The organism is Streptomyces lydicamycinicus, from assembly GCF_000829715.2.
In the GTDB taxonomy this organism is placed as follows: Bacteria; Actinomycetota; Actinomycetes; order Streptomycetales; family Streptomycetaceae; genus Streptomyces; species Streptomyces lydicamycinicus.
The window spans coordinates 99,533-125,227 of the sequence record NZ_BBNO01000012.1; the positions used below are offsets into that span (position 1 = coordinate 99,533).

20 protein-coding genes are annotated in these 25,695 nt (G+C 71.0%); 16 read left to right on the top strand and 4 right to left on the bottom strand.

Translation table 11 applies throughout. The annotated features are described in order from the left end of the window. Positions 1-141: 141 nt before the first annotated feature. The 3 genes from TU31_RS34225 to TU31_RS34235 all read right to left on the bottom strand — a co-directional run bounded on the left by TU31_RS34225 (position 142) and on the right by TU31_RS34235 (position 3,300). Positions 142-1,494: a DUF58 domain-containing protein gene (locus tag TU31_RS34225; RefSeq protein WP_042162191.1), complete on the bottom strand. Its 1,353-nt coding sequence runs from the start codon at positions 1,492-1,494 to the stop codon at positions 142-144. After that, positions 1,494-2,513, bottom strand: a complete 1,020-nt coding sequence (locus TU31_RS34230; protein ID WP_042162029.1) for an AAA family ATPase — start codon at positions 2,511-2,513, stop codon at positions 1,494-1,496. Before TU31_RS34230 ends, TU31_RS34225 begins: the two co-directional genes overlap by 1 nt. 229 nt (positions 2,514-2,742) lie before the next feature. Continuing rightward, on the bottom strand, positions 2,743-3,300 hold the full coding sequence (locus TU31_RS34235; protein ID WP_042162030.1) for a beta-class carbonic anhydrase: 558 nt from the start codon (positions 3,298-3,300) through the stop codon (positions 2,743-2,745). Between the two features lie 506 nt (positions 3,301-3,806). Here TU31_RS34235 and rsmH point away from each other — a divergent pair. The 16 genes from rsmH to TU31_RS34315 all read left to right on the top strand — a co-directional run bounded on the left by rsmH (position 3,807) and on the right by TU31_RS34315 (position 21,850). Further along, positions 3,807-4,775: a 16S rRNA (cytosine(1402)-N(4))-methyltransferase RsmH gene (gene rsmH, locus TU31_RS34240; protein ID WP_078886105.1), complete on the top strand. Its 969-nt coding sequence runs from the start codon at positions 3,807-3,809 to the stop codon at positions 4,773-4,775. Next, entirely contained in the window at positions 4,772-5,413 is a 642-nt protein-coding gene (gene ftsL / locus TU31_RS34245) for a cell division protein FtsL (protein ID WP_042162034.1), read from the top strand. The genes rsmH and ftsL overlap by 4 nt, the downstream gene beginning before the upstream one ends. 7 nt (positions 5,414-5,420) lie before the next feature. After that, on the top strand, positions 5,421-7,427 hold the full coding sequence (locus TU31_RS34250) for a peptidoglycan D,D-transpeptidase FtsI family protein (RefSeq protein ID WP_107070809.1): 2,007 nt from the start codon (positions 5,421-5,423) through the stop codon (positions 7,425-7,427). 18 nt (positions 7,428-7,445) lie between these two features. Beyond that, positions 7,446-9,212 carry a UDP-N-acetylmuramoyl-L-alanyl-D-glutamate--2,6-diaminopimelate ligase gene (locus tag TU31_RS34255; protein ID WP_042162036.1) on the top strand — a complete coding sequence of 589 codons (1,767 nt, stop codon included), beginning with the start codon at positions 7,446-7,448 and terminating at the stop codon, positions 9,210-9,212. A gap of 62 nt (positions 9,213-9,274) precedes the next feature. Continuing rightward, complete coding sequence (locus TU31_RS34260; protein ID WP_042162038.1) at positions 9,275-10,723, top strand: UDP-N-acetylmuramoyl-tripeptide--D-alanyl-D-alanine ligase; 1,449 nt, start codon at positions 9,275-9,277, stop codon at positions 10,721-10,723. A 5-nt stretch (positions 10,724-10,728) separates the two neighbouring features. Continuing rightward, complete coding sequence (mraY, locus tag TU31_RS34265) at positions 10,729-11,793, top strand: phospho-N-acetylmuramoyl-pentapeptide-transferase (RefSeq protein ID WP_042162194.1); 1,065 nt, start codon at positions 10,729-10,731, stop codon at positions 11,791-11,793. Then, entirely contained in the window at positions 11,790-13,232 is a 1,443-nt protein-coding gene (gene murD, locus TU31_RS34270) for a UDP-N-acetylmuramoyl-L-alanine--D-glutamate ligase (RefSeq protein WP_042162040.1), read from the top strand. The genes mraY and murD overlap by 4 nt, the downstream gene beginning before the upstream one ends. A 60-nt stretch (positions 13,233-13,292) precedes the next feature. Then, on the top strand, positions 13,293-14,633 hold the full coding sequence (gene ftsW, locus TU31_RS34275; RefSeq protein WP_042162042.1) for a putative lipid II flippase FtsW: 1,341 nt from the start codon (positions 13,293-13,295) through the stop codon (positions 14,631-14,633). A 6-nt stretch (positions 14,634-14,639) separates the two neighbouring features. Next, a complete protein-coding gene (gene murG, locus TU31_RS34280) occupies positions 14,640-15,731 on the top strand; it encodes an undecaprenyldiphospho-muramoylpentapeptide beta-N-acetylglucosaminyltransferase (protein WP_018090251.1) in 1,092 nt (363 codons plus the stop codon). Between the two features lie 22 nt (positions 15,732-15,753). Further along, positions 15,754-16,569 carry a cell division protein FtsQ/DivIB gene (locus TU31_RS34285; RefSeq protein ID WP_042162044.1) on the top strand — a complete coding sequence of 272 codons (816 nt, stop codon included), beginning with the start codon at positions 15,754-15,756 and terminating at the stop codon, positions 16,567-16,569. A 281-nt stretch (positions 16,570-16,850) separates the two neighbouring features. Then, positions 16,851-18,083: a cell division protein FtsZ gene (gene ftsZ, locus TU31_RS34290; protein WP_042162047.1), complete on the top strand. Its 1,233-nt coding sequence runs from the start codon at positions 16,851-16,853 to the stop codon at positions 18,081-18,083. A 13-nt stretch (positions 18,084-18,096) separates the two neighbouring features. Beyond that, positions 18,097-18,864, top strand: coding sequence for a peptidoglycan editing factor PgeF (pgeF, locus tag TU31_RS34295; RefSeq protein ID WP_078886106.1), 768 nt, complete (start codon positions 18,097-18,099; stop codon positions 18,862-18,864). Then, the gene (locus TU31_RS34300) at positions 18,816-19,583 is read left to right on the top strand and encodes a YggS family pyridoxal phosphate-dependent enzyme (RefSeq protein ID WP_042162051.1); all 768 of its coding nucleotides are present in this window, start codon (positions 18,816-18,818) and stop codon (positions 19,581-19,583) included. The genes pgeF and TU31_RS34300 overlap by 49 nt, the downstream gene beginning before the upstream one ends. A gap of 124 nt (positions 19,584-19,707) precedes the next feature. Then, a complete protein-coding gene (locus tag TU31_RS34305; RefSeq protein ID WP_042162053.1) occupies positions 19,708-20,328 on the top strand; it encodes a cell division protein SepF in 621 nt (206 codons plus the stop codon). Between the two features lie 72 nt (positions 20,329-20,400). Further along, positions 20,401-20,694: a YggT family protein gene (locus tag TU31_RS34310; protein WP_042162056.1), complete on the top strand. Its 294-nt coding sequence runs from the start codon at positions 20,401-20,403 to the stop codon at positions 20,692-20,694. Between the two features lie 49 nt (positions 20,695-20,743). Continuing rightward, positions 20,744-21,850 carry a DivIVA domain-containing protein gene (locus TU31_RS34315; protein ID WP_042162058.1) on the top strand — a complete coding sequence of 369 codons (1,107 nt, stop codon included), beginning with the start codon at positions 20,744-20,746 and terminating at the stop codon, positions 21,848-21,850. A gap of 182 nt (positions 21,851-22,032) precedes the next feature. On the opposite strand, the gene ileS is transcribed toward TU31_RS34315, so the two are convergent. After that, positions 22,033-25,170 (bottom strand): isoleucine--tRNA ligase, encoded by a 3,138-nt coding sequence (gene ileS / locus TU31_RS34320; RefSeq protein WP_042162061.1) that lies wholly within the window; start codon positions 25,168-25,170, stop codon positions 22,033-22,035. Positions 25,171-25,695 lie beyond the last annotated feature (525 nt).

Sequence of the window (25,695 nt, forward strand, 5' to 3'; positions counted from 1 at the left end):
CTTCGGGGCCGCCGGGGCAAGGCCCGCGCCGGCCGCTGATCCGGCCACGGGGGCACCGCGCGCCGGGCCGTCCGTCCGCGGGCAGCCCCTCGTCCCTCAGCGGCCGCCCGCCCGTAAGCCGTCCATGGCACTCGCTCCCGTTCATGACCGGCCTCCCGCCACCGTCTCCGGGGCGCCCGTACGCTCCGCGGCCGCGCGCCACAGGGCGGGGAGGCTGTCCCCGGGCATCACCGGCAGCGCCGTCCAGCCGGCCTTGCGCAGCAGCTGAAGGCGTTCGGCCACCGGGACCTGGCCGTCGGAGAATCTGATGCCACCGGGGCCCCGCGTCCAGGCGTCGCCATCCAGGACGAAGGCGACGGCCGCGCCGCTGCGCTGCCGCATCCGTCCGGCGACCACCGCCTGCTCCTCGTCCAGATCGCCGAAGAAGGCGATCAGCAGTCCTTCGTTGCCGCCGCGCAGCACGTCGTACGCCGCCGACAGGCCGGGCTCCTCGGAGCGCTCCACGACGGCGAGGGTGTCCAGCAGCAGGCCCGCGGCGTCGGCGGAGCCGGTGCCGCCCCCGAAGCTGCCGGCGCCGTCGGGGCCCGGCACCGAGCTGCCGGTGTCGGTCAGCAGCCGCACCGAGAAGCCGCGCTCCAGCAGATGCACCGCGGTGGAGGCGGCACCCGCCACCGCCCACTCGAAGGCCGAGTCGGGGCCCGAGCCCGGATGGGCGTCCTCGCGGGTGTCGAGCAGGACCGTGCAGCGCGCCTTCTGCGGCTGCTCCTCCCTGCGGACCATCAGCTCCCCGTAGCGCGCGGTGGAGCGCCAGTGGACGCGGCGCAGATCGTCGCCGTGCCGGTAGCCGCGCGGAATGACGTCGTCCTCCCCGGCCAGCGCCGGTGAGTGCTGCCGCCCGTCGCCGTACCCGGCGGCCTCGCCCACCTGCCGCACGGCCGGCAGCGGTTCGACCCGCGGCACGACCGTCAGGGTGTCGGAGGCGCTGAACGAGCGGGTCAGCTCGCACATCCCGAACGGGTCCGAGAGCCGTAGCTGAAGCGGCCCCAGCGGATAGCGTCCGCGCAGGTCGGAGCGGACCCGGTAGGAGACCTCGCGGCGGCCGCCGGCCTCCACCCGGTCCAGGACGAAGCGCGGCCGGGGACCGAGGACATACGGCACCCGGTCCTGGAGCATCAGCACGCCGGTCGGCAGCCGGGACACGTTCTCCATCCGCAGCCGCACCCGGGCTTCGGTGGCGGCGGGCACCCGGGCGGGGGCGAGCGTCCGGCTGCCCGCGACGCGGTAGCGGGTGCGGTGCAGCACCAGGACGCACACCAGCGGGAGGGCGGCGAGCAGCAGCCCGACCCGCAGCAGGTCCGCCTGCCCGAGGAGGTAGGAGCACACCGCGGCGGCCACCCCGGCCGCCAGGAACGACCGGCCCCGGGTCGTCAGCCCCGCGAGGGCCGCCCGCAGCCCGTCCCGCTCCGGAGCGCCCTCGCTCCCCCCGTCGGACATCACAACCCCCGTACGCCGGGCGGCCGCTGGCCGGGTGTCCGCCACGGCTGGGCGGAGGGCTCGGGGACCGGGACGCGCTGGAGGATCTCCAGCACGATCTGCTCGGCCGTACGGCGGTTCAACTGGGCCTGGGCGGTGGGCAGCAGCCGGTGTGCGAGCACCGGCACCGCCAGCGACTGGACGTCGTCGGGGAGGGTGTACTCCCGCCCCTGGAGCGCCGCCGAGGCCTTGGCGGCGCGCAGCAGATGCAGGGTCGCCCGCGGTGAGGCCCCGAGCCGCAGCTCGGGGTGGCTGCGGGTGGCCCCCACCAGATCGACGGTGTACCTGCGGACAGTGTCGGCGACATGGACCGTGCGCACCGCGTCGATCAGCTTCACGATCTCGTGGGCGTGCGCGACCGGCTGGAGGTCGTCGAGGGGTGAGGCGCCGCCGTGCACATCCAGCATCTGCAACTCGGCCGACGGGCTTGGATAACCGATCGACACCCGTGCCATGAAGCGGTCCCGCTGTGCCTCGGGGAGCGGGTACGTGCCCTCCATCTCCACCGGGTTCTGGGTGGCGACCACCATGAACGGGTCGGGCAGCTGGTAGGTCTGCCCGTCCATCGTGACCTGGCGCTCCTCCATGGACTCCAGGAGCGCCGACTGCGTCTTGGGCGAGGCGCGGTTGATCTCGTCGCCGATCACGATCTGGGAGAAGATCGCGCCGGGCTTGAACTCGAAGTCCCGCTGCTGCTGGTCGAAGATGCTGACGCCGGTGATGTCGGAGGGCAGCAGGTCGGGCGTGAACTGGATGCGCCGCACCGAGCAGTCGATGGAGCGGGCCAGTGCCTTGGCGAGCATGGTCTTGCCGACGCCGGGCACATCCTCGATGAGCAGATGCCCCTCGGCCAGCAGCACGGTCAGCGCGAGCCGTACGACCTCCGGCTTGCCCTCGATCACTTCCTCCACCGACCGGTGAACCCGCTCCGCGGTGGTGGTCAGATCGCTGAGGCTCGCTCGTTCGTCATACGTCGTCACTCGGCCCTCCTCGGCCCGTTCCACGGGCCGATGCCCCCTTTGCGGACCCGGCCCACCCCGAACGTGCGCATCGCGCCCGGCCGGGGCCAGGACGACGGCACCTACGCATTCTTGCTGCCCGCGCGGCTTCGCGTCATGACCTGTGGATAACTCACAAGGTTATCTCCCGGCCTTCCCGGCGAACCCGGCTTTCCGGGCAGGTTCGGTCGCCGGGAAGGCCGGGCCGGGGTCAGTGCTGGGGGTCGATCTCGCGCAGCAGGCCGGTCGTCACGTCGAAGACGAAGCCCCGGACGTCGTCGGTGTGCGGGAGGAAGGGGGAGGTGCGCACCCGCTGCATGGACTGCCGTACGTCCTCGTCGAGGTCCTTGAACGCCTCGACCGCCCAGGTGGGGCGCTGTCCGACCTCGGCGGCCAGGTCGTGGCGGAAGTCCTCGGTCAGGCTGAGCAGACCGCATCCGGTGTGGTGGATGAGGACGACGGAGCGGGTACCCAGCGCGCGCTGGCTGATCGTCAGGGACCGGATGATGTCGTCGGTGACCACCCCGCCGGCGTTGCGGATGGTGTGGCAGTCGCCGAGTTCGAGACCGAGCGCGGCATGCAGATCCAGCCGGGCGTCCATACAGGCCACGATGGCGACCTTGCGGACGGGCCGGGCATCCATCCCGGGGTCGGTGAAGGCGGCAGCGTAGCGCTTGTTCGCCTCGACGAGACTGTCGGTGACCGTCTCGCCGGTACGAACGGCACCGTCGGCGGAGGAGGGAAGCGGCTGCGATGCAGGTATGGACATGGTTTCACCGTAATCCGCGCCGGTCGTTTCAGCCGCATGAGAGGTCGGGCATAGGGGTCATCATCACTCCTTGTGAGGTAACCCACAGGGCCGTCCGCCCCGCCGCCGTCCGGGTGAGAAGCCCGCGGCACCGGCGGCGGGAAAGCCGTCGCAGGACGCGCGGAACCGGTTGATTGACCGGGGCAGCCGGTGGACTAAAGTGGCGCGAAGTGGGAGGCGTGACGCTCTCCTTGGATACCGGATTCCTCGTGTGCGCGCACCGTACGTACGGCTCGGCCTCCTCCCGCTCCCATGGTCTTCCGACGTCACTTCCCCGTCGCCGGAGGGCCACTTCCCCTTCAGAGCGGGCGGGGACCAAGCGGTACGTGCGGCATCCCCCAGCCAGCGGCCGGGGCCCCACCTGCCGCCCAGCCCATCGGAAGGCACATGAGCGAGCGTAGCGAGCGAGTCAGGAAGAGGTGCGCGCTCTGCCGAGGCAGGCGGGCCGAGCGCGGCGGGGCCGCCGTATGAGCAGCAACACTCGCCACGTCCCCGTCATGCTCCAGAGGTGTCTGGACCTGCTCGCGCCCGCGCTCGCCGAGCCCGGTGCGGTCGTCGTCGACTGCACGCTCGGCCTCGGAGGGCACAGCGAGGCACTGCTGTCCACCTTCCCGGCGGCCCGGCTCATCGCCCTCGACCGTGACCCGTCCGCCCTGAAGCTGGCGGGCGAGCGGCTCGCCCCCTACGGAGACCGCGCCACCCTGGTGCACGCCGTCTACGACGAGCTCCCCGAGGTCCTCGACCGGCTCGGGACCCCGCGGGTCCAGGGCGTGCTGTTCGACCTCGGTGTCTCCTCCATGCAGCTCGACGAGGCCGACCGCGGCTTCGCGTACGCGCAGGACGCCCCGCTGGACATGCGGATGGACCAGTCGACCGGCATCAGCGCCGCGGATGTCCTCAACACCTACGCGCCCGGTGAGCTGGTCCGGATCCTGCGCTCCTACGGGGAGGAGAAGCAGGCCAAGCGGATCGTCGAGGCCGTCGTCCGCGAGCGGGCCAAGGAACCGTTCACCACCAGCGCGCGGCTGGTCGAGCTGATCCGTGACGCGCTGCCGCAGGCCGCCAAGCGCACCGGCGGCAACCCCGCCAAGCGCACGTTCCAGGCGCTGCGCATCGAGGTCAACGGGGAGCTGACGAGCGTGGAGCGCGCCATCCCGGCGGCCGTGAAGGCGCTCGCGGTGGGCGGCCGGATCGCCGTGCTCGCCTACCACTCGCTGGAGGACCGGCTGGTCAAGCAGGTCTTCGCGGCCGGCGCTGCCAACACGGCGCCGCCCGGCCTGCCGGTGGTCCCCGAGCGCTACCAGCCCCGGCTCAAGCTGCTGACCCGCGGCGCCGAACTCCCCACGGAGGAGGAGATCGCCGAGAACCGCCGGGCCGCCCCCGCCCGGCTGCGCGGCGCGGAGCGCATCCGCGAGAACGTCGAGGACACCGCATGAAAGGGCAGGGGCCGCGCGGCAGACAGAAACGCCTCGCCGCGCTGTTCCCCTCCGGCGCCGGTGCCCGCGGCACCGCGGCGCGCACGCCCTTCGTGCTGCTCATCGTCGTCCTCCTCGGCTCCGGCCTGATCACCCTGCTGCTGCTCAACTCCGCCCTCAACCAAGGGTCGTTCGAGCTCAGCAAGCTGGAGAAGCAGACCGAGGAGCTGACGGACGAGCAGCAGGCGCTCCAGCAGGACGTGGACGCCTACTCCGCCCCGGGCGCGCTGGAGCAGCGCGCCCGGAAGCTGGGGATGGTGCCCGGCGGCACCCCGGTGTTCCTCCTCCCGGACGGCACGGTCCGCGGCCGGCCGAGCGTCGCCGGGCCGGAGGGGGCGCCGCTGAGCAGCTCCGCCGAGCCGTCGCCCCTCGGCCCGGCCGCCCGCACCGCCCTGCCCCGCCCGGCGGTGCCGCCGGTCCCGGCCCTGGCCGGTGTGCTGGGCCCGGACAGCGCCCCCGGCATGACGACACCGGCCGATCCGGCGCCCTCGGCCGCCCCGGCCTCCCTGACCTCGCCCGCCTCGTCCGGCAGCGGCGCCTCCCACGCACCCGCGCCCGCCGCCGCGGCCGCCCCCTCCCCGACGACCTCCGGCAGGTGAACGCGGCATGACCGAGCCCAGGGACCCCCGCCGGGTGCCGCGCCCCGCCCAGCGCGGCGGCCGGGCCGGCAGCGGGTCCGGCCGCCCGCCCGCCGCCAAGCGCCCCGCACCCCGGCCCGGCTCCCGGCCCGGCCCGCCCCGGCAGGCCGCCCGCCCCGGGCGCCCCCGCTCCGGGCCCCCTGCGCTGCGCCTCGGCAGCCCGCGTCCGCGGCTGCGGCTGGTCTCCCTCGGACTGACGCTGATCATGCTGGTCTTCGTCGTACGGCTCTTCCAGGTACAGGCCGTCGACGCCGGGGCGTTCGCCGCCAAGGCCAACGAGAACCGCTATGTACCGGTCAAGCTGGCCGCCGAGCGCGGTGCGATCACCGACCGCAACGGCGTGGACCTGGCCACCACCGTCGACGCGTACGACATCACCGCCGACCCGAGCCTGCTGGCACCGCAGAAGACCAAGATCGACGATGCTCCCCGGCGGGCCGCCGCGCTGCTCGCCCCGATCCTCGGCGAGGACAAGGCCGTCCTGGCCAGGAAGCTCGACCGGCCCGCGGCGCGCTACGCCCTGCTCGCCCGGCAGCAGACCCCGCAGGTCTGGAAGAAGATCAAGGACCTGCGCAAGACCCTCGACGCCAAGGCGGCCGCCGCCCCCAAGAGCGCGCCCCGCCCCAATGTCCTGGTCGGGATCTTCGCCGACAAACACAGCAAGCGCCTCTACCCCAACAAGAACCTCGCCGCCGGTGTGCTCGGCTTCGTCAACGGCGCCGGCAAGGGCGGCGGTGGCCTGGAGGCGCGCCTGGACAAACAGCTGGCGGGCAAGGACGGCAAGCTCGTCTACGCCCAGTCCGGCGGCCGCCGGGTGCCCACCGCCGACACCCAGGAGCACCCCGCCGTCCCCGGCAGCGACGTCGAGCTCACCCTCGACCGCGACATCCAGTGGGCTGCCCAGCAGGCCATCACCCAGCAGGTCGCCAAGTCGAACGCCGACCGCGGCTATGTCGTCGTCCAGGACACCCGCACCGGGGAGATCCTGGCGCTCGCCAACGCGCCCGGATTTGACCCCAACGAGGTGTCGCAGGCCGATCCGGAGGCGCTGGGCAATGCCGCGCTGTCCGACGCGTTCGAACCGGGCTCCACCAGCAAGGTGATGTCGATGGCCGCGGTCCTGGAGGAGGGCGTCGCCACCCCGGCCACCCGGGTCACCGTGCCCAACCGGCTGCACCGGGGCGACCGGCTGTTCGCGGACGACGTCGACCACGCCACCTGGCATCTGACGCTCAACGGTGTGCTCGCCAAGTCCAGCAACATCGGCACGATCCTCGCGACCGGCCAGCTCGGCAAGACCCAGGCCCAGGCCAACCAGGTCCTCCACTCGTATCTGCGCAAGTTCGGGATCGGCCGGCCGACCGGGCTCGGCTTCCCCGGGGAGACCGACGGCATCCTGGCCAAGCCGCAGGACTGGAACACCTCGCAGCAGTTCACCATCCCGTTCGGCCAGGGGCTGTCCCTCAACGCCGTACAGGCCGCCTCCGTCTACTCCACGATCGCCAACGGCGGCGAGCGCATCGCCCCCTCACTGGTCCGTGGCAGCACCGGGCCCGACGGGCACTACGCACCGGCGCCCAAGCCCGCGAAGAACCGCGTGATCAGCCGGAAGACCGCGGCCACCCTGGCCACCATGCTCGAATCGGTGGTGGACGACGAGGAAGGCACCGGAGCGAAGGCGAAGATCGACGGCTACCGCGTCGGCGGAAAGACCGGCACGTCCAACCGGGTGGACCCCAGGACCGGCCGCTACCACGGCTACACCGCCTCCTTTGCCGGCTTCGCCCCCGCCGACAAACCCCGCATCACGGTCTACTGCGCCGTCCAGAACCCCACGACGGGCAGCTATTTCGGCGGCCAGGTCTGCGGCCCGATCTACCAGCAGGTCATGGCCTTCGCGCTGAAAACCCTCCAGGTCCCGCCGACCGGCGCCAAGCCCCCGCGGCTGCCGGTCACCTTCACGCCAGGCCAATGAAATCGAGGCAATTCCGCCGTGACGACCATCACCCCCGACGGCACCCCCGACGGCACCCCCGCCCCCGGAAACTGCTCCCCTCCACGGCCCTCACTTCGCCCCGGGCCGGTGGTGCCCGGTACGCTCACCGCCGTGTCACACGCTGATCAGTCCCCGAAAGCCCAGCACGCCGAGAAGGGCGGGTCCGGTACGTATCCGGGAGCCCCACGCCCTGAACGGGTCCGCCCCACCCCCCTGGCGGACCTCGCCGAGCAGCTGGGATGCCCGGCCCCCGACGCCGGCCGCCCCGGAGCCGCCGATGCCGCGCGGCCCGTGATGGTCACCGGCATCACCCATGACTCCCGGGCGGTCCGCCCCGGTGACGTCTACGCGGCGCTGCCCGGTGCCCGTCTGCACGGTGCCGACTTCGTCGCGCAGGCCGCCGACCTCGGCGCCGCGGCGGTCCTGACCGATCCGTCGGGTGCCGAGCGCGCCGCCGCGACCGGTCTGCCGGTCCTCGTCGTCGACAACCCGCGCGCGCGGATGGGCGCCCTGGCCGTCTCCATCTACGGAGCGCCGGGCGAGGACCTCCTCCAGATCGGCATCACCGGCACCTCCGGCAAGACCACCACCGCCTACCTCATCGAGGGCGGGCTGCGGGCCGCGGCGGCCAAGGTCCCCGACGGGGGGCTGACCGGGCTGATCGGCACCGTCGAGACCCGGATCGGCGACGAGCGCATCAAGTCCGAGCGCACCACCCCCGAGGCCACCGACCTCCAGGCGCTGTTCGCGGTGATGCGTGAGCGCGGTGTGCGCGCGCTGGCCATGGAGGTCTCCAGCCACGCACTGGTCCTCGGCCGGGTCGACGGCTGCGTCTTCGACGTCGCCATCTTCAACAACCTCAGCCCGGAGCACATGGAGTTCCACTCCGGCATGGAGGACTACTTCCAGGCCAAGGCCCAGCTGTTCACCAAGGCCCGCAGCCGGGCCGGGGTCGTCAACCTCGACGACGAGTACGGCAAGCGGCTGGCCGAGGGCGAGTCCGAGGTCCCGGTCACCACCTTCTCCGCGGAGGGCCACCCCGACGCCGACTGGCGGGCCTCCGACGTCGAGGTCGGCACCCTCGGCTCGACCTTCACCGTGCACGGCCCGGACGGCGTCACCCTGCGCGCCGCGTCCCCGATCGCCGGCCCGTTCAACGTCGCCAACGCGCTCGCCGCGATTGTCTCGCTGGTCGTCGCCGGTATCGACGCGCAGACCGCGGCCGACGGTGTCGCCGCGGTGCCCGGCGTCCCCGGCCGCCTGGAGCGCATCGACGCCGGCCAGCCGTATCTCGCGGTGGTCGACTACGCCCACAAGACCGACGCCGTCGAATCGGTTCTGCGCGCACTGCGCAAGGTCACCGACGGCAAGCTGCACGCCGTCCTCGGCTGCGGCGGCGACCGCGACCCGCACAAGCGCGGCCCCATGGGTGCCGCGGTGGCCCGGCTCGCCGATACGGCCGTACTGACCTCCGACAACCCGCGCGGCGAGGACCCCCTCGCGATCCTCGCCACCATGCTCGCGGGCGCCGCGGAAGTCCCCATTCATGAACGCGGCACGGTGCTCGTCGAAGAAGAGCGCGCCGTCGCCATCGCCGCCGCCGTCGCCCGCGCCGAGCCCGGGGACACCGTGATCGTCGCGGGCAAGGGCCACGAACAGGGCCAGGACATCGCCGGAGTGGTCCGCCCCTTCGACGACCGCCAGGTACTGCGCGAGGCCATCGAGGCTTCCTTGAAGTCACCGCAGCCGAACCACCAGGGATGACACACCGCCATGCGCGCACAACCCCTTTACCGTCACCGCCCGCCCAGTACCGGGGGTGACCTGTGATCTCCCTGTCGCTCGCCGAGATCGCGAGCATCGTCGGAGGGCAGCAGCACGACATACCGGACGACGGCCGCCGGGTGACCGGACCGGTCGTGGCCGACTCCCGTGCGGTGGGCCCCGGCGCGCTGTTCGTGGCCTTCGCCGGTGAACGCGTCGACGGCCACGACTTCGCGCAGCGCGCCGTCGAGGCCGGCGCGGTGGCCGTACTGGCCGCCCGCCCGCTCGGCGTCCCCGCGATCGTCGTCGACGACGTGATCGCCGCGCTCGGTGCGCTCGCCCGCGCCGTCGTCGCACGGCTGGGCACCACCGTCGTGGGCCTCACCGGCTCGGCCGGCAAGACCAGCACCAAGGACCTGATCGCCCAGCTGCTTCAGCGCCACGGCCCGACGGTCTGGCCCGAGGGAAACCTCAACAACGAGATCGGGCTGCCGCTGACCGCGCTGCGCGCCGATGAGACCACCCGGCATCTCGTCCTGGAGATGGGCGCCCGCGGCGTCGGCCACATCCGCTACCTCGCCGGGCTGACCCCGCCGAGGATCGGCGTGGTGCTGAACGTCGGCAGCGCGCACATCGGCGAGTTCGGCGGGCGTGAGCAGATCGCCCTGGCCAAGGGCGAACTCGTCGAGTCGCTGCCTTCGGCCGAGGACGGTGGCGTCGCGGTGCTCAACGCCGACGACCCGTACGTCCGCGCCATGGTGCCGCGCACCCGGGCCCGCACGATCCTGTTCGGCGAGGCCGAGGAGGCCGACGTACGTGCCGAGAATGTCCGGCTCACGGATCTCGGTCAGCCCGCTTTCACGCTTCGCACACCCTCCGGGTGCAGTGATGTGACCATGCGGCTGTACGGTGAGCACCACGTGTCGAACGCGCTCGCCGCGGCCGCCGTCGCCCATGAGTTGGGCATGCCCGCAGACGAGATCGCCACCGCGCTCTCCGAAGCCGGCACGCTCTCCCGCTGGCGTATGGAGGTCACCGAGCGCGCGGACGGCGTGCGGATCGTCAACGACGCCTACAACGCGAATCCCGAGTCCATGCGAGCGGCGCTGCGTGCGCTGGTCGCGATGGGCGCAGCCGGCAAGGCGACGGGCGCTCGTACGTGGGCGGTGCTCGGTGAGATGGCTGAGCTCGGCGAGGAGTCACTCGCCGAACACGACGCGGTCGGGCGGCTGGCCGTCCGGCTCAACGTCAGCAAGCTCGTGGCAGTCGGCGGCAGGGAAGCGGCCTGGCTCGACATGGGCGCCAAGAACGAGGGTTCGTGGGGTGAGGAGTCGGTGCACGTGTCCGACGCGCGGGCGGCGGTCGACCTGTTGCGCAGCGAGCTGCGGCCGGGAGATGTCGTGCTGGTGAAGGCGTCCAGGTCGGTGGGGCTGGAGCGGGTCGCCGCAGCTTTGCTGGACGAGGGCATGCTGGGCGCCGTGGGCGCTGAGGGTGGAGCCGCGACCCGATGAACTCGATGAAGCAGATCCTCTTCTCCGGAATGATCGGGCTCTTCCTGACCCTGATCGGCACCCCGCTGCTGATCAAGCTGCTGGCCAAGAAGGGATACGGGCAGTTCATCCGCGATGACGGCCCGCGGACCCACGGCAGCAAGAAGGGCACGCCCACCATGGGCGGTATCTCCTTCATCCTGGCCACGATCATCGCCTACGCCGTGACGAAGGTGATCACCTCCAGCGATCCGACCTTCTCGGGCGTGCTGGTGCTCTTCCTCTTCGCGGGCATGGGCCTGGTCGGCTTCCTCGACGACTACATCAAGATCGTCAAGCAGCGTTCGCTGGGCCTGCGGGCCAAGGCGAAGATGGCCGGCCAGCTGATCGTCGGCATCGCCTTCGCGGTGCTCTCGCTCCAGTTCGCCGATCTGCGCGGGCAGACCCCGGCGTCGGACCGGCTCTCCTTCACCCAGGACTTCGGCTGGCAGATCGGCCCGGTGATCTTTGTGATCTGGGCGCTGTTCATGATCCTGGCGATGTCCAACGGCGTGAACCTCACCGACGGCCTCGACGGCCTCGCCACCGGCGCCTCGGTGATGGTCTTCGGCGCGTACACCTTCATCGGCATCTGGCAGCACCAGGAGTCCTGCGCCAACCAGATCACCGCCGGACCGGGCTGTTACGAGGTCCGCGATCCGCTCGACCTCGCGGTGGTGGCCTCCGCGCTGATGGGCGCCTGCTTCGGCTTCCTGTGGTGGAACACCTCGCCCGCCAAGATCTTCATGGGCGACACCGGCTCGCTGGCCCTGGGCGGCGCGCTGGCCGGTCTGGCCATCTGCTCCCGTACGGAGCTGCTGCTCGCCATCCTCGGCGGTCTCTTCGTCCTGATCACCATGTCCGTGGTGATCCAGGTCGGCTCGTTCCGGCTGACCGGTAAGCGGGTCTTCCGGATGGCGCCACTCCAGCACCACTTCGAACTCAAGGGGTGGTCGGAAGTCCTTGTGGTGGTCCGGTTCTGGATCATCCAGGGCATGTGCGTCATCGTGGGACTCGGCATCTTCTACGGCGGCTGGCAGGCAGCAAAGTGACCACGCACGGCCCGGCGGACTTCGCCGGTCAGCACATCACCGTCGCCGGCCTGGGCGTGAGCGGCATCAGTGCCGCCCGCGCGCTGGCCGGCCTCGGCGCACACGTCACCGTCGTGGACGGCGGCGACGGCGACAAGCAGCGCGCCGCCGCGCGGGAACTCACGGCGGAGGGGATCAGCGTCCGCCTCGGCGACGGTGACACGCTCCCCGAGGGCACCGAGCTCGTCGTCACCTCGCCCGGCTGGAAGCCGGACAGCCCGCTGTTCGCGGCGGCCGCCGCGGCGGGCGTCGACGTCGTCGGTGATGTGGAGATCGCCTGGCGGCTGCGGGGCCCCGGCGCCGCGGCCTGGCTCGGGGTCACCGGTACCAACGGCAAGACCACCACCGTGCGGATGCTGGCCTCGATCCTGGCCGCCGAGGGCCTGCGCACCCTGGCCGTCGGCAACATCGGTACGCCGATCATCGATGTCGTCCTGGGGCAGGACAAGGACGGTGAGCCCTCGTACGACGTCCTCGCCGTCGAGCTCTCCAGCTACCAGCTGCACTGGGCGCCCTCCCTACGGGCACACTCGGGGGCCGTCCTCAACCTCGCCCCCGACCACCTCGACTGGCACGGCTCCATGCAGGCGTACGCCGCCGACAAGGGCCGGGTCTACGAGGGCAACACCGTCGCCTGCGTCTACAACGCGGCCGACAAGGCGACCGAGGACCTGGTGCGCGAGGCCGATGTCGAGGAGGGCTGCCGGGCCATCGGCTTCACCCTCGGCACCCCCGGCCCCTCCCAGCTCGGTGTCGTGGACGGCATTCTCGTCGACCGGGCCTTCGTGGAGAACCGGCAGCAGCAGGCCCAGGAGCTCGCCGAGGTCTCGGACGTCACACCGCCGGCCCCGCACAACATCGCCAACGCCCTCGCGGCGGCGGCGCTGGCCCGGGCCTTCGGCGTCCGCCCCACCGCGGTACGCGACGGACTGCGCGCCTTCCATCCGGACGCGCACCGCATCCAGCACGTCGCGGAGCGCGACGGCGTCACCTACATCGATGACTCCAAGGCCACCAACACCCACGCCGCCGAGGCGTCGTTGGCGGCGTACGAACACATCGTCTGGATCGCCGGCGGCCTCGCCAAGGGCGCGACCTTCGACGAGCTGGTGCAGAAGTCGGCGGCCCGGCTGCGCGGGGTGGTGCTGATCGGCGCCGATCGGGCGCTGATCGCGGAAGCCCTGGCGCGACACGCCCCCGATGTGCCGGTGGTCGACCTCGACCGGACCGACACTGGGGCGATGCCCGAGGCGGTCCGGGAAGCGACCCGTCTGGCCCAGCCCGGCGACACCGTCCTGCTGGCTCCGGCCTGTGCCTCGATGGACATGTTCGTCAACTACAACAAGCGGGGCGACGCCTTCGCCGAAGCGGTCGGTGAGCTGACCGCCAGGGATCACTAGACCGTTTCTCCCCGCTGTCGCCGAGCGCCGGCGGCGCGCGTACCTGTGGAGGGGACGAGGATGACGGCCCGATCGGCGAAGGCGGCCAGGCCACGTCCGGCGCGCCGGCCCTCCACGGCACGCAAGCCGCGCGGCGGCCGCACCCCAAGCGGCCCACGGGGGCTCCACACCCGGCTGAGGCGGGCCTGGGACCGCCCGCTGACCGCGTACTACCTGATCCTCGGCGGCAGCCTGCTGATCACCGTCCTGGGCCTGGTGATGGTCTACTCGGCGTCCCAGATCAAGGCGCTGCAGTCCGGTCTCGCCCCGACGTACTTCTTCCGCAAGCAGCTGCTCGCCGCCGTCCTGGGCGGCGGGCTGCTGCTGGCCGCCTCGCGTATGTCGGTACGGCTGCACCGCGGCCTGGCCTATCCGCTGCTCGCCGTTTCGGTCTTCCTGATGTGCCTGGTGCAGATCCCGGGCATAGGGGTCGCGGTCAACGGCAACCAGAACTGGATCAGCCTCGGCGGACCTTTCCAGATGCAACCGAGCGAGTTCGCCAAGCTCGCGCTGGTGCTGTGGGGCGCCGATCTGCTGGCCCGCAAACAGGACAAAAGGCTGCTGGTGCAGTGGAAGCATCTGCTGGTGCCGCTGATCCCGGTCGCCTTCCTGCTGCTCGGGCTGATCATGCTCGGCGGTGACATGGGGACCGCGATCATTCTCACGGCGATCCTCTTCGGGCTGCTGTGGCTGGCCGGGGCGCCCACCAGGCTCTTCGTGGGGGTGCTGGGCGCCGCCACGCTGATCGGGGCGCTGCTGATCAAGACCAGCGCCAACCGGATGTCCCGTCTGGCCTGCATCGGAGCGACCGATCCGGGGCCCGGTGATCAGTGCTGGCAGGCCGTGCACGGCATCTATGCGCTCGCGTCCGGCGGATTCTTCGGTTCCGGCCTCGGTGCAAGTATGGAAAAATGGGGTGAACTCCCGGAACCGCACACCGACTTCATCTTCGCCATCACCGGGGAGGAACTGGGTCTGGCGGGGACGCTGTCGGTCCTCGCCCTCTTCGCGGCTCTAGGCTATGCGGGTATCCGCGTGGCCGGACGCACGGAGGACCCCTTCGTACGGTACGCCGCGGGAGGCGTGACCACCTGGATCACGGCCCAGGCCGTGATCAACATCGGTGCGGTGCTCGGCCTGTTGCCGATCGCCGGGGTCCCCCTCCCGCTGTTCTCCTACGGAGGCTCCGCCCTGCTGCCGACGATGTTCGCCATCGGACTCTTGATCGCCTTCGCGCGTGACGAGCCCGCTGCACGGGCGGCGTTGGCCATGCGGCAGCCGGTCTTCGGCAGGAGGCAGGCTGGGGTGAGATGGAAGACGATGAGACGGCGCGTCAAGAAGCGGCCGTCCGGAGAGCGGTGAATTTCGGTGCATGTCGTACTCGCCGGTGGGGGGACCGCCGGCCACATCGAGCCCGCGCTCGCCCTCGCGGACGCACTGCGGAGGCAGGACCCCACCGTGGGGATCACGGCACTCGGTACGGAAAAGGGCCTGGAGACCCGGCTCGTCCCCGAGCGCGGCTATGAGCTGGGTCTCATCCCGGCCGTGCCGCTGCCGCGCAAGCCCACCCCCGAACTGATCACCGTCCCCGGGCGTCTGCGCGGCACGATCAAGGCCGCCGAGCAGATCCTGGAGCGCACGAAGGCGGACTGTGTCGTCGGCTTCGGTGGCTATGTGGCGCTGCCCGGCTATCTGGCCGCCAAGCGGCTCGGGGTGCCGATCATCGTCCACGAGGCCAATGCCCGCCCCGGCCTGGCCAACAAGATCGGCTCGCGGTACGCCAAGTTCGTCGCCGTCAGCACCCCGGACAGCAAGCTTCGCGGTGCCCGCTACGTCGGCATCCCGCTGCGCCGCACCATCGCGACCCTGGACCGCGCCGCGGTCCGCCCCGAGGCGCGGGCGGCCTTCGGTCTCGACCCGAACCTTCCGACCCTGCTGGTGTCCGGAGGTTCCCAGGGGGCCCGTCGGCTGAACGAGGTCATCCAGGCCGCCGTTCCGGTCCTCCAGCGCGCCGGCATCCAGGTCCTGCACGCGGTCGGCCCGAAGAACGAACTGCCGCATGTGGACAACATGCCCGGGATGCCCCCCTATGTCCCGGTACCGTACGTGGACCGGATGGATCTCGCGTACGCCGCGGCCGACATGATGCTCTGCCGCGCGGGCGCGATGACCGTCGCCGAGTTGTCCGCCGTCGGGCTCCCGGCCGCGTTCGTCCCGCTGCCCATCGGCAACGGCGAGCAGCGGCTCAACGCCCAGCCGCTGGTCAACGCCGGCGGGGGCCTGCTGGTCGACGACGCCCAGCTGACCCCGGACTGGGTGCAGAACAGCGTGCTCCCGGTCCTGGCGGATCCGCACCGGCTGTACGAGATGTCGCGCGCGGCTTCCGAGTTCGGCCGCCGGGACGCCGACGAGCTGTTGGTTGGCATGGTGTACGAGGCGATCGCACAGCACAACAAGTAGCCCACGAGAGAAGGCAGGGAGCGTGGCCGGACCGACAACCGCCCGGCGAGGCGAGAAGAAGTCACTGTCCGGCCCGCCCTCCGCCGCGGCACCCCCGGGGCGAAGATTCCGGTGGGAGCGCCTTCCCCTTCGCGCGCCGAGCCGTCGCAGTCTGATCATCATCTTGATCGTCGCGGTGCTGCTCGGCGCGTTCGGCGTCTGGGTCCTCTACGCCTCGAACTGGCTCCGGGTGGAGCGCGTCAGCCCCACCGGCACCAAAGTGCTGACGCCGCATGAGGTCATCGCCGCGGCGGACGCCCCCATGAACGCGCCGCTGGCCTCGGTCGATACGGACGCGCTGGCCCACCAGCTGCGCGCCCGGCTGCCGCGCATCAAGACCGTGGACGTCGAACGGTCCTGGCCGCACACAATCAGCCTGAAGGTGACCGAAAGGGTGCCGGAACTGCTGCTGCGATCGGGCAAAAAGTTTGTCGAAGTGGACGCCGGGGGCGTTCGGTTCGCCACCGTCGGCACGGCCCCCAAGGGCGTTCCGCTTCTGGAAATGGCCGTATCCGACTCCCCGAGTCTGCACCGGTTCGGAATCGATCGGTTGCGGCGTGCCGCGGTCGAGGTCGCCCAGGATCTGCCGGCAGCCGTACGCAAGGACGTACGGAAGGTCCGCGTACGGTCCTACGACGCCATCACCCTCGAACTGGCCGGCGACCGCACGGTCGCCTGGGGCAGCCGCGAACAGGGCGCCGAAAAGGCAAAGGTGCTGACCGCGCTGCTGAAAGCGGCGCGTGACGCGCGCCACTTCGACATCTCGGTGCCCAGCGCCCCTGCGGTGTCCGGGAGTTGACGTCCGTAGCGGCAGGCCAGCACCCTGGATGGCTACGACTATGGGTGATCACATAGGGTGAAAAGAAAAACGGGAGGTTCGGCGTGTTCGTTGAACGGGCGCGCCTTGTCGACTTAGTGTCTCGTTCCAAAGGGACTATGGAAGCAAGGAACACAGGCACAGGTAACCCTAAACTTCAACGTTAGGGTTCGGGTCGGCGATACGAACCGTCCCATCGGCATCAGTCGGCGTCCACACGCAGTGCGGCGACGACACGTAACTCGAGGCGAGAGGCCTTCGACGTGGCAGCACCGCAGAACTACCTCGCAGTCATCAAGGTCGTCGGCATCGGCGGCGGTGGCGTGAACGCCATCAACCGGATGATCGAGGTCGGGCTCAAGGGCGTCGAGTTCATCGCGATCAACACCGATGCGCAGGCGCTGCTGATGAGCGACGCCGACGTCAAGCTCGACGTCGGCCGCGAAATGACCCGGGGGCTCGGCGCCGGCGCCAACCCGGATGTGGGTCGGAAGGCGGCCGAGGACCACCGCGAGGAGATCGAGGAGGTTCTCAAGGGGGCCGACATGGTCTTCGTGACCGCGGGTGAGGGCGGCGGCACCGGCACCGGCGGCGCACCCGTCGTCGCCAACATCGCGCGCTCGCTGGGCGCCCTGACGATCGGTGTGGTCACCCGGCCGTTCACCTTCGAGGGCCGCCGTCGCGCCAACCAGGCCGAGGACGGCATCGCCCAGCTGCGCGAAGAGGTCGACACCCTCATCGTGATCCCCAACGACCGACTGCTGTCCATCTCGGACCGCCAGGTGAGCGTGCTCGACGCGTTCAAGTCCGCGGACCAGGTCCTGCTGTCGGGTGTCCAGGGCATCACCGATCTGATCACCACCCCGGGCCTGATCAACCTCGACTTCGCCGACGTCAAGTCCGTGATGTCGGAGGCCGGCTCGGCCCTCATGGGGATCGGCTCGGCGCGCGGCGACGACCGCGCGGTGGCCGCAGCGGAGATGGCGATCTCCTCGCCGCTCCTGGAGGCGTCCATCGACGGCGCCCGTGGTGTGCTGCTGTCCATCTCCGGCGGCTCCGACCTCGGTCTCTTCGAGATCAACGAGGCCGCCCAGCTGGTCAGCGAGGCGGCACACCCGGAAGCCAACATCATCTTCGGTGCGGTCATCGACGACGCACTGGGCGACGAGGTCCGGGTGACGGTCATCGCCGCGGGCTTCGACGGCGGTCAGCCGCCGGCCCGCCGGGACGCACAGTCCTCCGCACTGTCGGCCCCGAAGCGCGAGGAGCCCGCCCCGGCCCCGAGCCGTCCGGCGACTCCGCCCGAGCCGCGTTCGTCGTCCTTCGGCGGACTGGGTTCGGTGCCCGTACGGGACGAGGAGCCGGCACCCGCCGAGTCCTCCTCCTCGCTGAGCGAGGTCCCGTCGTCCCCGGCGAGCGCTCCGCAGGTTCCCCCGGCCCGTCCGTACTCGGACTCCGCGGCCGAGGAACTGGACGTCCCCGACTTCCTGAAGTGACCGAAGCACTGAAGTGATAGGGCAACAGCACCACGAGAGCGGCGCGCACTTCGCCTTCACCGACAGGTGGGGCGGGGTGAGCGCCGCTCCGTACGATCAGCTCAACCTGGGCGGCGCGGTCGGCGACGACCCGCGGGCCGTCCACGCCAACCGGTCCCGCACCGCGGTGGAACTCGGTCTCGACCCGGCCGCCGTGGTCTGGATGAACCAGGTGCACGGCCGGGACGTCGCGGTCGTCGACGGGCCCTGGCGGCACGGTGACGACATCCCCGGTGTGGACGCGGTGGTGACGGAGCGCCGGGGCCTCGCACTCGCGGTCCTGACCGCCGACTGCACCCCGGTCCTGCTCGCCGACCCGGTGGCCGGGGTCGCGGGGGCCGCGCACGCCGGCCGGCCCGGCCTGGTCGCCGGGGTCGTCCCGGCGGTGGTCGAGGCGATGGTGAAGCGGGGTGCGGAGCCGGCGCGGATGATCGCGTACACCGGACCGGCGATCTGTGGGCGCTGTTACGAGGTGCCCGCTCAGATGCGTTCCGACGTCGCCGCGGTGGTTCCTGAGGCCCGCGCGACGACCAGTTGGGGCACTCCCGCGGTCGACGTCACCGCGGGGGTACGGGCCCAACTCGCCGCGCAGGGCGTGCTGGTGCGTGAAGATTCCCACATCTGCACCCGCGAATCCGCGGACCATTTCTCGTATCGGCGCGACCGTACGACGGGGCGGCTCGCGAGCTATGTATGGCTCGGGGAGACCCCCGGCCCGGGGCTGGGGGAGGCCACGCCGTGACGGAGGACCGCAGGACGCAACTGGCAGAGAACCTGGCGCAGGTGGAGGAACGTATCTCCGCCGCCTGCGCCAAGGCCGGCCGGCCGCGTGACGAGGTGACCCTGATCGTGGTCACCAAGACCTACCCCGCGAGTGACGTCCGCCTGCTCGCGGAGCTGGGGGTGCGGCAGGTCGCGGAGAACCGCGACCAGGAGGCGGCCCGCAAGGCCGCTGAATGTGCTGATTTGCCCCTTACTTGGCACTTCGTTGGTCAACTACAGACCAACAAGGTGCGGTCCGTGGCTGGTTATGCCGGAATTGTTCAGTCGGTCGACCGGGCCCGGCTCGTCACCGCACTCGACAAGGAGGCGGTGCGCACCGGGCGCGAACTGGGTTGCCTGATCCAGGTGGCGCTTGACGCGGAGTCGGGTGTGCGGGGTGAACGGGGCGGTGTGGCGCCGGACGGTGTCGCGGCCCTCGCCGAACAGATCGCCGGCGCCCAAGGTCTGCGGCTGGACGGTCTGATGACCGTCGCGCCGCTGGCCGGGCCCTATGCGGGGCGTGAACTCGCGGCTTTCGAACGGCTCATGGAAATCTCATCCGACCTGCGCGGGAACCATCCTGCTGCCAACATGGTGTCAGCAGGCATGAGCGCGGACCTCGAAGAAGCCGTGGCGGCCGGGGCGACACATGTGCGCGTCGGCACTGCGGTACTCGGAGTCCGACCACGGCTCCGGTAACGTCGCCAAGCAAGTCGGACCACAGCACAAAATATGGTCATTCCCGTAAAAAGCGGGGCAGGCCGAGTGGATCCAAGGCCCCTGGTGACGGAGCCGATCCACCACAGAGCGGAGGACGCAGAGAATGGCCGGCGCGATGCGCAAGATGGCGGTCTACCTCGGCCTCGTGGAGGACGATGGGTACGACGGCCGGGGGTTCGACCCCGATGACGAGTTCGAGCCCGAGCTTGACCCGGAGCCCGATCGAGGGCGGCGTCAACAGCACCCGGTGCAGGCTGAAATTCCCCCGGAACGGGAGGAACCCGTCCGTGCCGTGACGCCTCCGGCGCAACGTGAACCGGCCCCGCTTGCCGCGGAAAACGGACGACCCGCGCGAATCGCCCCCGTGGCATCCATCACACCCGACCGTCCGAATCTGGAGAAGAACGCACCGGTGATCATGCCCAAGGTTGTGTCCGAGCGGGAGCCCTACCGCATCACCACACTTCACCCGCGGACCTACAACGAAGCCCGTACCATCGGGGAACACTTCCGTGAGGGCACTCCGGTGATCATGAATCTGACGGAGATGGACGACACCGACGCGAAGCGACTTGTCGACTTTGCGGCCGGTTTGGTGTTTGGTCTTCACGGCAGCATCGAACGGGTGACGCAGAAGGTGTTCCTGTTGTCGCCTGCTAACGTCGATGTCACGGCGGAGGACAAGGCCCGTATCGCAGAGGGCGGGTTCTTCAACCAGAGCTGAGACGCAACACCGGGCACACCGAGGCCGTGAGGCCAACACAGGAGCAAGGCAAGGGGAGAGGGACAGCGCGAGATGAGTGTCTTTGGTCAGGTGATCTACATCGCGCTGTACTGCTTCCTGATCGTGTTGATCTTCCGGCTGGTGATGGACTATGTCTTCCAGTTCGCCCGTTCATGGCAACCCGGCAAGGCGATGGTGGTCATTCTTGAGGCCGCCTACACTGTCACTGATCCGCCACTCAAGCTTCTGCGGCGGGTCATTCCGCCGCTGCGTCTCGGGGGCGTGGCGCTCGACCTGTCCTTCTTCGTATTGATGATCATCGTGTACATCCTGATCACCGTCGTGAGGTCGGTGTTGTTGGTGTGAACGATACGGTCTTGCCGATTGCCGACGACTACGTTGAGGTGAAGTAGAGATGCCGTTGACCCCCGAGGACGTGCGGAACAAGCAGTTCACGACCGTCCGCCTCCGAGAAGGCTATGACGAGGACGAGGTCGATGCCTTCCTCGATGAGGTCGAAGCCGAACTGACCCGGCTCCTGCGGGAGAACGAGGACCTTCGCGCCAAGCTGGCCGCTGCCACCCGCGCCGCCGCGCAGAACCAGCAGCAGCAGGGCCTGCGCAAGGGACCGGACCAGCAGCAGGAGCAGCAGCAGCGGCCCGGGGCTCCGGTGCCCGCCGCCATATCCGGTCCGCAGCCGGTGCCGCCGCAGCAGCAGGGGATGGGTGGACCTCCCCAACTGCCCGGTGGAGCACCTCAGCTGCCTCCTGGTCCCGGTGGTCACGGCCCGCAGGGTCACGGCCCCGGTCCGATGGGCCCCGGTGGTCCCATGGGCGGCCCGATGGGCGGCCCCGGCGGACCTCAGCTGCCCGGCCCCGGTGGCCAGCAGGGCGGCCCGGGTGGTGACAGCGCCGCGCGCGTGCTGTCGCTGGCACAGCAGACCGCCGACCAGGCGATCGCGGAGGCCCGTTCCGAGGCCAACAAGATCGTCGGCGAGGCGCGCAGCCGTGCCGAGGGCCTGGAGCGGGACGCCCGCGCCAAGGCCGACGCGCTGGAGCGGGACGCGCAGGAGAAGCACCGCGTGGCGATGGGCTCGCTGGAGTCGGCCCGCGCGACGCTGGAGCGCAAGGTCGAGGACCTGCGCGGCTTCGAGCGCGAGTACCGCACGCGGCTGAAGTCCTACCTGGAGAGCCAGCTGCGTCAGCTGGAGAACCAGGCGGACGACTCGCTGGCCCCGCCGCGGACCCCGGCGACCGCTTCGCTGCCGCCGTCGCCGTCGATGGCGTCGGCCGGTGCGGGCACCATGGGCGGCAACCACACCATGGGTGGCGGCCAGTCGATGGGTGGCGGCAACCACTCCATGGCCGGTCAGTCCAGCAACGGTCCGTCCTACGGCGGTCAGCAGCAGATGTCGCCGGCGATGACCCAGCCGATGGCTCCGGTGCGTCCGCAGAGCCCGCAGCCGATGCAGCAGACGCCGTCGCCGATGCGCGGCTTCCTGATCGACGAGGACGACAACTGACGTCCGCGTAGCGCGCACAGTCGGCAATCAGGGCCGGGCCCCGAAGGAACATTCCTTCGGGGCCCGGCCCTTTTGTGTGGACTTGTGTGTGCGGTGCGGTGCGGTCAGCGGGGACGGCAGAGCCCCCCGGTGCGGTGGCGCCGGGGGGCTCTGTTGACGTCGCGGGGTGGCCGCGTGCGCGGTTATGCCTTGCGCAGCCGGAACGTGAGAGCCAGGCTCTCGTCGGCGAACGCGGAGCCGTAGGAACCGTCCGCCTCGCCGGGGGCGAAGTCCGTGGCGAGCACCTCGTCGGAGATCAGGCCGGCGTGGTCGGTCAGCGCCGTGCGCACCTCCTCGTCGGTGGACTGCCAGCGCAGCGCGATCCGGTCGGCGACGTCGAGGCCGCTGTTCTTACGGGCGTCCTGGATCAGCCGGATCGCGTCGCGGGCCAGGCCCGCCCGGCGCAGCTCCGGGGTGATCTCCAGGTCGAGGGCGACCGTCGCGCCCGCGTCGGAGGCCACCGACCAGCCCTCGCGCGGGGTTTCGGTGATGATCACCTCGTCGGGGGCGAGCGAGACGGTCTCGCCGTCCACCTCGACGCTCGCGGTGCCCTCGCGCAGGGCGAGGGAGAGGGCGGCGGCGTCCGCCGCGGCGACGGCCTTGGCGACCGCCTGGACGCCCTTGCCGAACCGCTTGCCCAGGGCCCGGAAGTTCGCCTTGGCGGTGGTGTCGACCAGGGACCCGCCGACCTCCGACAGCGAGGCCAGCGAGCTCACGTTGAGCTCCTCGGCGATCTGCGCGCGCAGGTCCTCGGACAGGCCCGCGAAGCCGTGCGCCGCGACCAGTGCACGGGACAGCGGCTGGCGGGTCTTGACGCCCGACTCGGCGCGGGTCGCCCGGCCCAGCTCGACCAGCCGGCGCACCAGCTGCATCTGGCCGGACAGCGCCGGGTCGATGAGCGTGCGGTCGGCGACCGGCCAGGTGGAGAGGTGGACGGAGTCCGGGGCGTCCGGGGTGACCGGGACGACCAGGTCCTGCCAGACCCGCTCGGTGACGAACGGGGTGAGGGGCGCCATGAGGCGGGTGACGGTCTCGATGACCTCGTGGAGCGTGCGCAGTGCGGCCGCGTCGCCCTGCCAGAAGCGGCGGCGGGAGCGGCGGACGTACCAGTTGGAGAGGTCGTCGACGAAGGAGGAGAGGAGCTTGCCGGCGCGCTGGGTGTCGAAGGCCTCCAGCGACTCGGTGACCTGCTCGACCAGGCCGTTCAGCTCACCGAGCAGCCAGCGGTCCAGCAGCGGGCGGTCGGCGGGGGCCGGGTCGGCCGCGGAGGGCGCCCAGCCGGACGTCCGGGCGTACAGCGCCTGGAAGGCGACGGTGTTCCAGTACGTCAGCAGCGTCTTGCGGACGACTTCCTGGATGGTGGAGTGGCCCACCCGGCGGGCGGCCCAGGGTGAGCCGCCGGCGGCCATGAACCAGCGGACCGCGTCGGCGCCGTGCTGGTCCATGAGCGGGATCGGCTGGAGGGTGTTGCCCAGGTGCTTGGACATCTTCCGGCCGTCCTCGGCGAGGATGTGGCCGAGGCAGACCACGTTCTCGTACGAGGACTTGTCGAAGACGAGGGTGCCGACCGCCATCAGGGTGTAGAACCAGCCACGGGTCTGGTCGATGGCCTCGGAGATGAACTGCGCCGGGTAGCGCTTCTCGAACAGCTCCTTGTTGCGGTACGGGTAGCCCCACTGCGCGAACGGCATCGAGCCCGAGTCGTACCAGGCGTCGATGACCTCCGGGACCCGGGTCGCGGTGCCCTGGCAGGTCGGGCAGGGGAAGGTGACCGCGTCGATGAACGGGCGGTGCGGGTCCAGGTCGGACTGATCGGTGCCGGTCAGCTCGGTGAGCTCGGCGAGCGAGCCGACGCAGGTGAGGTGGTCTTCCTCGCAGCGCCAGATGGGCAGCGGGGTGCCCCAGTAGCGGTTGCGGGACAGCGCCCAGTCGATGTTGTTGTTGAGCCAGTCGCCGAAGCGGCCGTGCTTGACCGACTCGGGGAACCAGTTGGTGTTCTCGTTCTCCCGGAGCAGGGCGTCCTTGATCGCGGTGGTGCGGATGTACCACGACGGCTGGGCGTAGTAGAGCAGCGCGGTGTGGCAGCGCCAGCAGTGCGGGTAGCTGTGCTCGTACGCCAGGTGCCGGAAGAGCAGACCGCGGGCGTCCAGGTCGGCGACGAGTGCTTCATCGGCCTTCTTGAAGAACTGGCCGCCGATCAGGGCCAGTTGCTCCTCGAAGGTGCCGTCCGGGCGGACCGGGTTGATCACCGGCAGGTCGTACGCCTTGCAGGTCTTGAGGTCGTCCTCACCGAAGGCCGGGGCCTGGTGCACGAGGCCGGTGCCGTCGTCGGTGGTGACGTACTCGGCGTTGACGACGATGTTGGCGCCGTCGAGCTCGACGAGGCCGAAGGGGCGCTCGTAGGCCCAGCGCTCCATCTCGCGGCCGGTGAACGACTCACCGGTGGCCGTCCAGCCCTCCCCGAGGGCCTTCTCCAGCAGCGGCTCCGCGACGACCAGCTGCTCGGTGCCGTCGGTGGCGACGACATAGGTGACGTCGGGGTGCGCGGCGACGGCGGTGTTGGAGACCAGGGTCCAGGGGGTGGTCGTCCAGATGAGCAGCGCGGCCCGGCCGGCCAGCGGGCCGGAGGTCAGCGGCAGGCGGACGAAGACGGAGGGGTCGACGACGTTCTCGTAGCCCTGGGCCAGCTCGTGGTCCGACAGGCCGGTGCCGCAGCGCGGGCACCAGGGGGCGACGCGGTGGTCCTGGACCAACAGGCCCTTGCCGAAGATCTCCTTCAGCGACCACCACACCGACTCGATGTAGTCGGGGTCCATCGTGCGGTACGGGGCGTCCAGGTCGGTCCAGTAGCCCATACGGGTCGTGAGCTCGGCGAAGGCGTCGGTGTGGCGGGTCACCGACTCCCGGCACTTGGCGTTGAACTCGGCGATGCCGTACGCCTCGATGTCCTTCTTGCCGCTGAAGCCCAGCTCCTTCTCCACGGCCAGCTCGACCGGGAGGCCGTGGCAGTCCCAGCCGGCCTTGCGGTCGACGTGGTAGCCCTGCATCGTGCGGAACCGGGGGAAGACGTCCTTGAAGACGCGCGCCTCGATGTGGTGCGCGCCGGGCATGCCATTGGCGGTCGGGGGGCCCTCGTAGAAGACCCACTCGGGCCGTCCCTCGGACTGCTGGAGGGTACGGGCGAAGACCTTCTGCTCCTGCCAGAACTCGAGCACGGCGTGCTCAAGGGCGGGGAGGTCTACCTGGGCGGGTACCTGGCGGTACTGGGGCTGCGGACTCATCGGGGGCTTCCTCCGGCGGACACCTGCTGCGTTCTCCGTCCGGAGGGACGAGAGCCTGGGCTCCCGCGGTACCACCCTCCTTGGCGGTGCCACTGCACCGCCCCCTCATTGGGGTCGCGCTGCCGGTTCTACTCGCCCAGGGGCTTTCTTCCGGCGGCTCCGGGGTGATCTTCACGTCGTGCACGCCCCCGGGCTTCCACCGTCCCCGGGTCGCTGCTGGCTGCGTACGGCGCTACTCGTCCCGTCAATGCCTCTCGCTGGGCCCAGTGTACGGGGCGGGGCCGACAGCGGCCGACCGGATTTCGGCGGCCGGGCCGGAGCCCGGCGCGGGGCGCCGTACGGGGGTGGCCCGGACCGTCGCCGCGCCGCGCTCCCGGCCCGCGCGATGACCCGAATGCCCAGCGGCCCGCCGCCCCTCCCACGGGCGGATTCGCCCCGCCGGGAAGCGGGCACAACCGAGACGAACCGCCCTTCCGGGCCAGGCGCGGGGGCACGGAGGGCGGTGCGTCCCGTTGCCGCGTGGCG